Source organism: Cyanobium sp. LEGE 06113, from assembly GCF_015207615.1.
Window position 1 is genome coordinate 61,286 of sequence record NZ_JADEWM010000008.1, and the last position, 11,718, is coordinate 73,003.

General features: G+C 68.6%; 8 protein-coding genes. 6 read left to right on the top strand and 2 right to left on the bottom strand.

Annotated elements, in window-relative coordinates; all coding sequences use genetic code 11:
• Positions 1-29 precede the first annotated feature (29 nt).
• The gene (locus IQ220_RS12930; protein WP_186700880.1) at positions 30-1,991 is read right to left on the bottom strand and encodes an AarF/ABC1/UbiB kinase family protein; all 1,962 of its coding nucleotides are present in this window, start codon (positions 1,989-1,991) and stop codon (positions 30-32) included.
• Between the two features lie 234 nt (positions 1,992-2,225).
• Between IQ220_RS12930 and recN the strand changes: the two genes are divergently transcribed.
• From recN to IQ220_RS12960, 6 genes are all read left to right on the top strand, one after another.
• Complete coding sequence (gene recN, locus IQ220_RS12935; protein ID WP_193915442.1) at positions 2,226-3,938, top strand: DNA repair protein RecN; 1,713 nt, start codon at positions 2,226-2,228, stop codon at positions 3,936-3,938.
• A gap of 62 nt (positions 3,939-4,000) precedes the next feature.
• Positions 4,001-4,945, top strand: a complete 945-nt coding sequence (locus IQ220_RS12940; protein ID WP_193915445.1) for an oxidoreductase — start codon at positions 4,001-4,003, stop codon at positions 4,943-4,945.
• Positions 4,946-4,959: 14 nt separating this feature from the next.
• Positions 4,960-5,481 (top strand): rhodanese-like domain-containing protein, encoded by a 522-nt coding sequence (locus tag IQ220_RS12945; protein ID WP_193915448.1) that lies wholly within the window; start codon positions 4,960-4,962, stop codon positions 5,479-5,481.
• Between the two features lie 60 nt (positions 5,482-5,541).
• A complete protein-coding gene (gene uvrA / locus IQ220_RS12950) occupies positions 5,542-8,538 on the top strand; it encodes an excinuclease ABC subunit UvrA (RefSeq protein ID WP_225875705.1) in 2,997 nt (998 codons plus the stop codon).
• 121 nt (positions 8,539-8,659) lie between these two features.
• Positions 8,660-9,019 (top strand): hypothetical protein, encoded by a 360-nt coding sequence (locus IQ220_RS12955; protein WP_186697843.1) that lies wholly within the window; start codon positions 8,660-8,662, stop codon positions 9,017-9,019.
• Between the two features lie 117 nt (positions 9,020-9,136).
• Entirely contained in the window at positions 9,137-10,609 is a 1,473-nt protein-coding gene (locus tag IQ220_RS12960) for an alpha/beta fold hydrolase (RefSeq protein WP_193915451.1), read from the top strand.
• A 30-nt stretch (positions 10,610-10,639) separates the two neighbouring features.
• Here IQ220_RS12960 and IQ220_RS12965 read toward each other — a convergent pair whose 3' ends face one another.
• On the bottom strand, positions 10,640-11,707 hold the full coding sequence (locus tag IQ220_RS12965; RefSeq protein WP_193915454.1) for an LCP family protein: 1,068 nt from the start codon (positions 11,705-11,707) through the stop codon (positions 10,640-10,642).
• Positions 11,708-11,718: the final 11 nt, after the last annotated feature.

Genomic DNA, 11,718 nt, shown 5'->3' on the forward strand with positions numbered 1-11,718 from the left:
GCGTAGGAGTCAGGGCAACTGCGGTCAGCTCAGGCCATTTTCAGCGGAGCGGCCTGGGGCCTGGTGCGGCCTGGTAGGCCGGGAGGCACCATCACGTCGCGCACCAGCCTCACCACGCCCCGCTCCGCCAGCCCTCGGGCCACATCCAGGCCCATGCGCCTCAGCTCAGGCTCGCCCAGCACTCTGGGAAGGCGCTTCAGCAGCAGCTGGGGTTCGAAGCCGGGAACGGATTGCAGGATCGCCGCCAACTGACGCACCGGCTCAAGGTCGAGCAGGGGTTCCTCCGCCGTGGGGCTGGGCCGCTCTCGCACCCCGGGCGGTTGAAACCGGGGGGGCAGCCGCTGGCCCAGCCGCAGGGTGGCCTGCCAGGCCAGGCCATCGATGCGCTGCACGACGGCATCCACCAGTTGCTGGCGCAGCAGGCCGCCATGGGGGGAGAACAGAAAGTCGAGCACCTGATCGATCAGGCCGTCGAGATCGAGGCTGGCTCCCCGCGAGGCGCTGGCGATGAGATTGTCGAGCCGTTGCCAACGGAAGATCTCACCATCGAAGAGCATCTCCTTGAGGCTGCTGCGCAGCTGGGGATCGGGATCCTCCATCAGTCGCCGGGCGAAGTAGGGGTAGGCGGCACCGAGAATTTTGAAGTCGGGATCCACGCTCAGAGCGATGCCTTCAAGGGTCACCAGTGAGCGGATGATCAGGGCGTAGTAGGGAGGAACCCGAAACGGGAACTTGTACATCACACCGGAGAGATCGTCGGTGACAGCCTTGAAATCCATACGGCTGACTCCCATCTCAATCGCCTGGCCGAACACGCCCTCAAAGGCGGGCACAATTGGCTCGAGATTGACATCCTCAGCCAGAAAGCCAAGGCTGACAAAATCCTGGGAGAGCTTGCCGAAGTTTCGATTCACAAGATGCACCACGGCCTGAATCAGGCCGGTTCGAGCTTCCCGACTCACCGAACTCATCATGCCGAAATCCAGGTAGGCGAGGCGCCCATCCGCCAGGGCCAACAGGTTGCCGGGATGGGGATCAGCGTGGAAGAAACCATGCTCCAGCAACTGCTGCAAGCTGCAGTTCACACCCACCTCCACCATGTCATCGGGGTCCATGCCGATGCTGCGCACCGCCTCCAGGTTGGTGAGCTTCACGCCGTCGATCCACTCCATCGTGAGCACCCTGCGGCTGGTGGCCTGGTGGTAGATGCGGGGTACCGCGATACGCGGATTGTGACGATGGAGCTTGGCGAAGCGCTCGGCATTGCTGGCTTCATTGCAGTAATCCATTTCCTCGAACACCCGCTGGCCGAGCTCGTCGATCAAGGCCACCAGATCGCTGCGGATCAGACCCACATTGCGGTTGATCCAGGCGGCAATATTGCGCACGATGTAGAGATCGAGCGTGATCTGCTCCCGCAGCCCAGGACGCTGCACTTTCACGGCCACGCGCTCACCGCTGTGCAGGGTGCCGCGGTGCACCTGGCCCAGGGACGCCGCCGAGATCGGCTCCCGTTCCAGCTGGGCGTAGATGGTGTGCACAGGAGCGCCGAGGTCGTCCTCGATGCAGGCCATGGCCAGGGCCGAGTCAAAGCCGGGCAGCTGATCCTGGAGCTGGGCCAGCTCCTCGAGCAACAGCGGCGGCACGATGTCGGGCCGGGTGGAGAGGGCCTGGCCGGCCTTGATGAAGGCTGGCCCCAGGGAGGCGATCAGGTCGGCGGCTTCACTGGCTCGGGAGCGGGCCACCTCAAGATTCCTCAGCCGTCCCAGCAGCCAGTCGATCCCCACCCCGGCCAGAAACAGGCCGATGGGCACAAGCGTCTGCAGCAGGCGTCGGATCAGCCGCTGGGGATGGCCGGCGTAGATGCGGCTGATCGTGGCCGGGTCGTAGGTGAGCAGCCCGGCGGCCTCGATGAAATCGCTGAGCTCGCCCGTGGATGCCGCCAGCCCCTCCGGGCCCGGTTCCGGGTCGGCCTGCACCGCCTGGCGCATGGCCGCTGCCGCCTGTTCGATGGCGGTGGGGGGTGGCGTGATCTCCGGGGCAGGGCCCGCTGGATCCGACCGCATGCCCACCGGTTCGGGAGGCCCTTGCACCGTGTCCGGGCGACTGCTCACCATGGCCGCCGACTGCCGCGAAATCTGTTCCCCTTCTAAAGCACTGAACCAGCCGCTACGGTCGGGGCCTTCACTGGGTGCCGGCTCTTCGGTGCCATCCACGGAGGCTGCGTGCTCACGGCCCTGCGCCTGGAGAACATCGCCCTGATTGAGCAGCTCGAGCTTGGCTTCAGCTCCGGCCTCACCGTGCTCACCGGTGAAACCGGTGCCGGAAAGTCGATTCTGCTCGATGCCCTCGATGCCCTGCTGGGGGGTTCCCCTGGCGGCTCGGCCACGCGGCTGCTGCGCTCCGGCTCGACCCGGGCCCGCATCGAGGCCTGCTTTTCACTCTCCCCTCCCCTCGAGCTCTGGCTGGCGGCCCAGGAGCTGGAGGAGGCCGACGAGGACGAGATCGTGCTGGCCAGAGAGTGGCGCTGGAGCGAGGGGAGGCTCAGCAGCCGCCACCGGCTCAACGGTGTGGCCATCAACCGCTCCCAGTTGCAGGAGCTGCGCCCCCTGCTGCTCGACCTCACCGTGCAGGGCCAGACCCAGCAGCTGGCCCGTCCTGGTCAGCAACGGCGCTGGCTCGACCGTTTCGGCGGCCCGAGCCTGCAGCAGACCCTGGCGGCCGCAGCCACGGCCTGGCGTGACTGGAAGCAGGCCCTCACGGCCCTGGAGCTGGCGCGGCAGGCCGCCGAGCAGCAGCAGCAACAGCGAGCGGGCCAGCAGGCGTGCCTGGCCGAGCTGGAGGCGGCTGGCCTCGAGGATCCAACCGAGCGCCAGCGCCTCGAGAGGGAACAGGACCGACTGGCCCATGGAGTGCGGCTGCAGGAGGGCGTGATGACCCTGCTGGGCCGGCTGCTCGAGGGCGCTGAGGGCGCCCCTTCCGTGCTGGATCACCTGGCGTCCTGTGAGCCGGAGTGGCAGGCGATGGAGCAGTGCGATGGCTCTCTCGCCGAGCTGCGCGGCCGGGCGGCGGAGCTGCTGCTGCTCACCCAGGAGCTGGTGCGTGACCTCGATCGCTATGGCGGTTTGCTGGAGAGCGATCCGGCCAGCCTGGCCACCCTCCAGAGCCGCATCCACGCGCTCAAGAGTCTCGAACGCCGCCATGGGCAGGACCTGGAAGGATTGATCGCCCTGCGCGATCGCCTGGGCGAACTGCTCTCCCCCTCGGGCCGGGGCAGCTCCCTGGAGGCGTTGGAGGCCCGGGAGCTGGAGGCGCGCCGCCGCCGCGATGCCGCCCACCGGGCGCTGAGCGAGGAGCGGCGCCGGGCTGCGGCCAGCCTCGATGGCGAGATGCTCGAGGCCCTGCGGCCGATGGGGCTGGCCAACGTGCGCTTCAGCGCGGCGATTGAGGCCGCCGAACCCGGTGAGGCCGGTGCCGACCGCGTGCAGTTTCTGTTCTCCGCCAACCCGGGCCAGCCCCTGGCACCCCTGGCGGAGGTGGCCTCCGGGGGGGAGATGAGTCGTTTTCTGCTGGCGCTCAAAACCTGCCTGGCGGCGGCCGATGCCCACGTCACCCTGCTGTTCGATGAGATCGACAGCGGCGTCAGCGGCCGGGTCAGCGGTGCCATGGCCTCCCTGCTGCGGCGCCTGGCCCGCCAGCGGCAGGTGTTCTGCGTCACCCACCAACCCCTGGTGGCAGCGGCTGCAGACCACCACTTCCAGGTGTCCAAGGAGGTGGTGGCCGGCATGACCCACACCCGGGTGTCCCTTCTGCGGGACACTCAGGCCCGCCAGGCGGAACTGGCGGAACTGGCCGGCGGGGAGGGCGGTGAGGCCCGCAGTTACGCGGCGAGCCTGCTGCAGCAAGGCAGTGCCGCGCAGCGCGGCAGCGAAGGCTGAGGGCCCGAGTCGGCGCCCGCCTCTGGAAATTCTTTACATTTGTGCTTTGCCCGCCGGCCCCCATGCCCTGGACCGCCACTGACATCCCGGACCAGTCGGGTCGCGTTGCCCTGGTGACGGGTGCCAGCAGTGGCCTGGGCCTGGAGACGGCCCGGGCCCTGCTGGCCCGGGGGGCTCTGGTGGTGCTCGGTTGCCGTTCCAGTGCCCGGGCCGAGCGCGCCCGGCAGGAGTTGCTGCCCGCGGTGGCCGAGGGCGGGGCCGTGGACGTGCTCTGCCTTGACCTTGCCGATCTGCACGCCGTGGCCGCGGCGGCTGAGCAGCTGGGCGAGCGCTACGGGCGCCTGGATCTGCTGATCAACAACGCTGGCGTGATGGGCCTGCCCCGCAGCCTCAGCCACGATGGCCTCGAGCTCCAGTTCGGCACCAATCACCTCGGCCACTTCGCCCTCACCCAGAGGCTGCTGCCGCTGATGCGGGCCCAGCGGGATGCCCGGGTGGTCACGGTCACCTCCGGTGCCCAGTACTTCGGTCGCATCGCCTTCGACGACCTGCAGGGCGAGCAGCACTACGACCGCTGGCAGGCCTACGGCCAGAGCAAGCTCGCCAACGTGATGTTTGCCCTCGAACTGCAGCAGCGGCTTGAGGCGGAGGGCTCGGAGGTGATCTCCCTGGCGGCCCACCCCGGCGTGGCCCGCACCAATCTGCAGCCCGCCTCGGTGGCGGCCAGTGGCTCGCGGATCGAGCCGCTGGCCTACCGGCTGATGGGCCCCCTGTTCCAGAGTGCGGCCATGGGCGCCCTCCCCCAGCTCTATGCCGCCACCGCGGCCGATGCCAGCCCTGGCGGCCACTACGGCCCCGACCAGTGGGGCGGCATGCGGGGCTGGCCCACGGCGGTGCGGGTGGCCCCGGCCGCCCTCGACGCCAGCCAGCGGCAGCGGCTGTGGCAGCGCAGCGAGGAGCTGGTGGCGGAGGTGATGCAGCGCCGTCCCGTCGTGGCCGCCACCTGAACCGGAGCTCCCCCATGGCACGCCTCGACCTGCTGGCCCCGGCCCTGGCGGCGTTGAGCGTGCTGGTGCTGGCCGGCTGCGGCCACGATGCCCGCCAGGCCCTCAGCCTTGAAGGTCGCTACCAGAGCCTGCGCCTGATGCAGTTTGCCGCCGTGCCTGACATCACCCCCGCCCAGGTGCAGGAGTGGCGCGCTGCAGGACGCCCCCTGGTGCTGGTGGATGTACGCGAACCGAAGGAGCGCCAGGTGTCCACCCTGCCCGGCGCCATCAGCCAGGAGGAGTTCGAGGCCAACCCCCAACGCCACCGCTCCAGCCTGGTGGTGCCCTACTGCACGATCGGGCTGCGCAGCGGTCTGTACGGTCAGCAGCTGCAGCAGCAGGGCTTCCAGGTGCGCAATCTGGCCGGCAGTGCCATGGCCTGGGCCCACGCCGAGCTGCTGTTCGAGCATCAGGGCCAGCCGACCCGGCGCCTGCACGTCTACAGCCCCGACTGGAACATGCTGCCCCGGGGCTACGAAGCGGTGGCTGACCGCTGAGGCCGCCGGCGTTGCGGCGAGGGCGTCGCTTCTAGAATCCGACGTTCTCCAGGCTGCCGCATGCCCCGTGCCAAGAGTGCCGCTACGGCCACCAAGCTGAACGAGAAGGCCGCACTCCAGGCGCTTCAGGGCGGCGGCACTCTGGAGGATGTGATCCGGGTGCGGGGCGCCCGCCAGCACAACCTCCGCAACGTCGATCTCACCATCCCGCGCAACCGCCTGGTGGTGTTCACCGGCGTGAGCGGCAGCGGCAAGAGCTCCCTGGCCTTCGACACGATCTTCGCCGAGGGCCAGCGCCGCTACGTGGAGAGCCTCTCCGCCTATGCCCGCCAGTTCCTGGGCCAGGTGGACAAGCCCGATGTGGATGCCATCGAGGGCCTGTCACCGGCGATCTCGATCGACCAGAAATCCACCAGCCACAACCCCCGCTCCACGGTGGGCACGGTCACGGAGATCCAGGACTACCTGCGTCTGCTCTACGGCCGCGCCGGCGAACCCCACTGCCCGGAGTGCGACCGCTCGATCCGGCCCCAGTCGATCGACGAGATGGTGGACCAGATCCTGGCCCTGCCTGAAGGCACCCGCTACCAGCTGCTGGCGCCGGTGGTGCGGGGCAAGAAGGGCACCCACGTGAAGTTGCTGGGGGGCCTGGTGGCCGAGGGCTTTGCCCGGGTGCGCATCAACGGCGAAGTGCGCGAGCTGGCCGACAACATCGAGCTCGACAAGAACCACGCCCATCACATCGAGGTGGTGGTGGATCGCCTGGTGGCCCGCGAGGGCATCGAGGAGCGGCTCAACGACTCCCTGCGCACGGCCCTCAAGCGCGGCGATGGTCTGGCCCTGGTGGAGGTGGTGCCCAAGACCGGCGAAGAGCTGCCGGATGGGGTGGAGAGGGAACGGCTCTACTCGGAGAACTTCGCCTGCCCGGTGCACGGCGCCGTGATGGAGGAGCTCTCACCGCGGCTGTTCTCCTTCAACAGCCCCTATGGCGCCTGCCCCGACTGCCACGGCATCGGCCATCTGCGCACGTTCACGGCCCAGCGGGTGATTCCCGATCCCTCCCTGCCGGTGTATGCCGCCGTGGCCCCCTGGGCCGAGAAGGACAACGCCTATTACTTCTCCCTGCTCTACTCCGTGGGGGAGGCCTTCGGCTTCGAGATCAAGACCCCCTGGAACCAGCTCAGCGAGGAGCAGCAGACGGTGCTGCTGCACGGCTCAAAGGAGCCGATTGCCATCCAGGCGGACAGCCGCTACCGCAAGGCCCAGGCCTATGAGCGGCCGTTCGAGGGGATCCTGCCGATCCTGGAGCGCCAGCTGCGTGACGCCAGCGGTGAGGCGGTGCGCCAGAAGCTGGAGAAGTACCTGGAACTCGTGCCCTGCGCCAGTTGCCATGGTCTGCGCCTGAAGCCCGAGGCCCTGGCGGTGAGGGTGGGGCCGTTCCGGATCCATGAGCTCACCAGCAGCAGCGTGGGGGAGAGCCTGCGCCGCATCGAGCAGCTGATGGGCGTTGGTGAGAGCGAGGGGGCGGAGCCGCTGCTCAGTCCGCGGCAGATCCAGATCGGCGATCTGGTGCTGCGGGAGATCCGCATGCGGCTGAAGTTCCTGCTCGATGTGGGGCTCGACTACCTCAGCCTCGATCGCCCGGCTATGACCCTCTCCGGGGGCGAGGCCCAGCGGATCCGTCTGGCCACCCAGATCGGTGCCGGTCTCACCGGGGTGCTCTATGTGCTGGATGAGCCCAGCATCGGCCTGCACCAACGGGACAACGACCGCCTGCTGGCCACCCTGCTGAAGCTGCGTGACCTCGGCAACACCCTGATCGTGGTGGAGCACGACGAGGACACGATCCGTGCCGCTGACCACCTCGTGGACATCGGCCCCGGCGCCGGTGTCCACGGCGGCAGGATCGTGGCGGAAGGCCAGCTCCAGGACCTGCTGGAGGCCCCCGATTCCCTCACCGGGGCCTACCTCAGTGGGCGCCGTGCGATTCCCACACCCGCCGAGCGCCGCCAGGGGGGCTCCCGCCGCATCGCTCTGGTGGGCTGCGAGCGCAACAACCTCGATGGTTTTTGCGTGGATGTGCCCCTGGGCCGGCTGGTGTGCGTCACCGGCGTGAGTGGCAGCGGCAAGAGCACCCTGGTGAACGAGCTGCTGCACCCCGCCCTGGAGCACAAGCTCGGCCTCAAGGTGCCGTTCCCCGCCGGCCTGGCCGAGTTGCGGGGCATCAAGGCGATCGACAAGGTGATCGTGATCGACCAGAGCCCGATCGGCCGCACGCCCCGCTCCAACCCGGCCACGTACACGGGTGCCTTCGATCCGATCCGCCAGGTGTTCGCCGCCACCGTGGAGGCCAAGGCCCGCGGCTATCAGGTGGGTCAGTTCAGCTTCAACGTCAAGGGTGGCCGCTGCGAGGCCTGCAGCGGCCAGGGGGTGAACGTGATCGAGATGAATTTCCTGCCTGATGTCTATGTGCAGTGCGACGTGTGCAAGGGCGCCCGCTACAACCGCGAGACCCTGCAGGTGACGTACAAGGGCCACACCATCGCCGAGGTGCTGCAGATGACGGTGGAGCAGGCCGCCGAGGTGTTCAGCGCCATCCCCCAGGCGGCCGATCGCCTGCGCACCCTGGTGGATGTGGGCCTGGGCTACGTGAAGCTGGGGCAGCCGGCCCCCACCCTTTCAGGGGGCGAGGCCCAGCGGGTGAAGCTGGCCACCGAGCTCTCGCGGCGGGCCACCGGCAAGACCCTCTATCTGATCGATGAGCCCACCACGGGTCTCAGCTTCTACGACGTGCACAAGCTGATGGAGGTGATGCAGCGGCTGGTGGACAAGGGCAACTCGATCCTGGTGATCGAGCACAACCTCGATGTGATCCGCTGCGCCGACTGGGTGATTGACCTCGGTCCCGAAGGCGGCGACCGCGGTGGCTCCATCGTGGTGTGCGGCACCCCGGAGCAGGTGGCGGAGCACCCCACCAGTCACACGGGGCACTACCTGCGCCATGTGCTGGCCCAGCATCCAGCCGAGGCCCGGGCGGCGTGTGCCGGGGCTGCCTGAGCCAGCCCCCGCTCAGTCAGCCCCGCTGCCACCACCAGATCTGTGGCAAGGTCAGGCTGCCTTCCCCACGGGTAGTGGTTTCCCCTAGGCTGGAGAGGATCACAAGTCGAGTCGATCAGCCATGCGTGCTCTGGTCAGATCACTGGCCGACAGCCTGATTCTCGATGCCCAGGCTGAGCTGCAACCGGCCCCCTGGGTCTACACCGCAGCGATCCGCTCCTCTGCCGATCTGGTGGCCTCCCTCACTGGTATCGCCTGCCTGGCCCGTGAGCTCGGCTTCACCCGGGATCCGGAAACCCTCTACGCCGACGATGGCTGCAGTGCCAGCTACCACGTGGACCATGCCCAGCAGGCGATCAGTCTCGCGGTGACCTGCCATCCCCTGCGTGAGACCGTGTCCCTCGCCCTCAGCGGCGTCAGCCGCGACGACACCTATGCGAGTTTCCAGCAGGTGGAAGCGACCCTGTTCGGTTGTTGCTGAGGGGCTGCGGTAACGGCTCCCCAGCAGAGGATCGGCCAGGATGCTGCCTCCTGACCAGCATCAGGACTCCATCCAGCCCACCCTCAGGAATCGTCTGACGGCTCCCCCCACTCCACGATGTTGCGCCGTTTTCTGCCAGCCCTGGCCTCCCTCCCCCTGCTGCTCGGGGCAGCCCCCGCCCGGGCCATCGACGAGGTGGTGCTGCAGCTGCCTTTGATCGACTTCGGTTTCACCGTGCGGCTCAGCGAATTCGAGAATCCTGAACGTTTCTGGGCCGGCACCAGCGACCTGGCTGAACTGAACCGTGCCACCAATGGGGCCGTGGACCGGCAGATGCGGGCCATCTTCGACACGCCGTTGCCGGTGCAGACCCGCGACGTGGTGAGCCAGGCCGCCGGATCGCCCCTGCTTCAGCAGGTGTTGCTGGCAGCCTCGGCCCTCGGCCAGGTGGATGGACTGCCGCTCGACGCCTCTGGGCAGGAGCTCACCGAGGTGCTGAACCGGGCCAGCACCGACGGCCAGATCACCCTCTACACGCTGCTGCGGGCCATCCCCGGCGAGTCGGTCACCGTGGATCTCCCGGGCGCCGTGGCCAGTCTGCAGCGGCTGACCCGGCAGCAGAGCCAGGCCCGGGCCCTGGTGGAGAGCGTTCCAGCGGCCAGCGTGGCGCCGGCACGCAGCGCCCCTGGATCCCGACCGGTGCGGCGCAGTGTGCGCACCATGGCCGCACCCCACCGCGACACGCCGCTGGAGGTGGTGCTCGTGGAGCCCAGCTCGGGGGCCAATGGCCGCGTGGTGGTGATCTCCCATGGCCTCTGGGACAGTCCGGAGGCCTTCGAGGGCTGGGCCTCCCATCTCGCCAGCCATGGCTACAGCGTGGCCCTGCCGAACCACCCCGGCAGCGACGCCACGCAGCAGAAGGCGATGCTCTCGGGTCAGACGCCCCCTCCGGGGCCCGAAGAGCTGCGGCTGCGGCCTCTGGATGTCTCGGCGGTGATCGATGGCATGGAAGCCTCCAGGGTGGTGGTGCTGGGCCATTCCTGGGGGGCCACCACGGCCCTGCAGCTGGCCGGCACGCAACCCAGTTCCAGGTTGCTGCTGGAGCGCTGCGACGACCTCGGCGATCCGGAGCGCAACATCAGCTGGGTGCTGCAGTGCAGCTTTCTCAGCTCCGCCGATCAGGCGAGTCTCGCGGATCCGCGGGTGATCGCGGTGATGGCGGTGAGCGCCCCCGCCAGCCTGCTCTTCGACTACGGCGCCGGGGCAGGGATGCAGGCCAGGGCCCTGGTGGTGACCGGCAGCCGTGACTGGGTGGTGCCCCCGGATCCGGAAGCACTGGATCTGGTTCCCCCGGTGCTGCGGTTCGGCCATCAGCTCGTGGCGGCCGACGGCGGCGATCACTTCAATCTGCGGGCTGAGGCTGGCGGCAACGGTGGTCCGCTGCGCGGCCTGGTGCTGGCCTGGAGCGATGCTGCCTTTGCGGCCGGTGCAGCGGCGAAGCCAGCACTCCAGGCGCCCCCCCTGCTGGGGCCTGGAGGCTGGGGCAACACCGACATCCCGCTGATCCTGATGCCGAGCCCCACCCCCTGAGGGGAGCCTGCTGGGCCCAGGCCGCGGAACCTAAAATGCAGGGTTGTCGTAGGCGCCCTGCCCGCTGGCGCTGCTGCGCTCTGAGAGGGTGTGGCTGGGGAAGTCGTCCAGGCTGTGGCTTGGCAAGTCGTCAACCGGGGCCGGGTAATTCACATTGCTGTCGGGCATCCAGTAGCTCAGGTCGTTGTGCCAGAACAGGCGACCCGGCACCTGGGCTGAGGTCAGGCTTGGGGTGGCAGCCATGGCAGACACGAGCTGACCCATCTCGATCAGCGACAGGTCGGTCTGGATGTCATCGCCGGCGATCTCCGCCAGTTCCGGCACCCGGGAAAAGCCACTGGGTTGAATCAGCTTGCGAAACACCTCGGAGAGCACCAGTTTCTGCCGCTGCATCCGGCCCAGGTCGCCCAGTTCATCGTTCCGGTAGCGCAGGAAGCCCTCCAGGCTCTCGCCCCTGAGCAACTGGGGTCCGGGATAGAGGTCGATGTAGAGGCCCTGGGCGTTGTCGATGTAGTACATCCGCTTGGGCACATCCACCTCGATGCCACCGAGCGCCTCGGCCAGGCGTTCCACGGCCCTCAGGTTCACCCGCAGGTAGCGCTCCACCGGGCGATCGAGCAGCCGCCCCAGCTCCCGCTTGGTGGTGTCGATGCCACCGAAGGCGTAGAGGGCGTTGGCCTTGATCACCCCCAGGTCCTCGGATTCCACGAAGGTGTCGCGAGGCACCTGGGTCAGCTGGGTGCTGCCATCCTTCACCTGCAGGATGAACATCACATCGGTATTGTCGGCCACCCGGTCGGTGCCGAGCACCAACACCTGGCGGTTGCCATTGGCAAACGGGTTCACGATCGTGGCCAGCTGCTCCTTCGGAGCGTTCAGCCAGGGGCCCAGGGCCTGGCTCAGCAGCCCTGGCAGAGGTCCAGCCATCGCCACACCGCAGGCGAGGCCCACGCTGAAGGGAATCAGCGGCAGCCTGCGGCGACGGCCAGGCGTGCCCTCCTTTGGCGTCCCAACGCCGCGGCGCCGCTGGCCAAGCACCGTGAGGCGGCCTGGTTCCCTGGCTTCGTGGTGTGGGGGAACCTGTTGGGCCTGGCTCATGATGCTCCTGT

Coding starts and splice junctions, on each gene's coding strand:
- IQ220_RS12960 (WP_193915451.1), top strand. CDS start 9,137: ATGTTGCGCCGTTTTCTGCCAGCCCTGGCCTCCCTCCCCCTGCTGCTC.
- IQ220_RS12945 (WP_193915448.1), top strand. CDS start 4,960: ATGGCACGCCTCGACCTGCTGGCCCCGGCCCTGGCGGCGTTGAGCGTG.
- IQ220_RS12955 (WP_186697843.1), top strand. CDS start 8,660: ATGCGTGCTCTGGTCAGATCACTGGCCGACAGCCTGATTCTCGATGCC.
- uvrA (WP_225875705.1), top strand. CDS start 5,542: ATGCCCCGTGCCAAGAGTGCCGCTACGGCCACCAAGCTGAACGAGAAG.
- IQ220_RS12930 (WP_186700880.1), bottom strand. CDS start 1,991: ATGCGCCAGGCGGTGCAGGCCGACCCGGAACCGGGCCCGGAGGGGCTG.
- IQ220_RS12940 (WP_193915445.1), top strand. CDS start 4,001: ATGCCCTGGACCGCCACTGACATCCCGGACCAGTCGGGTCGCGTTGCC.
- IQ220_RS12965 (WP_193915454.1), bottom strand. CDS start 11,707: ATGAGCCAGGCCCAACAGGTTCCCCCACACCACGAAGCCAGGGAACCA.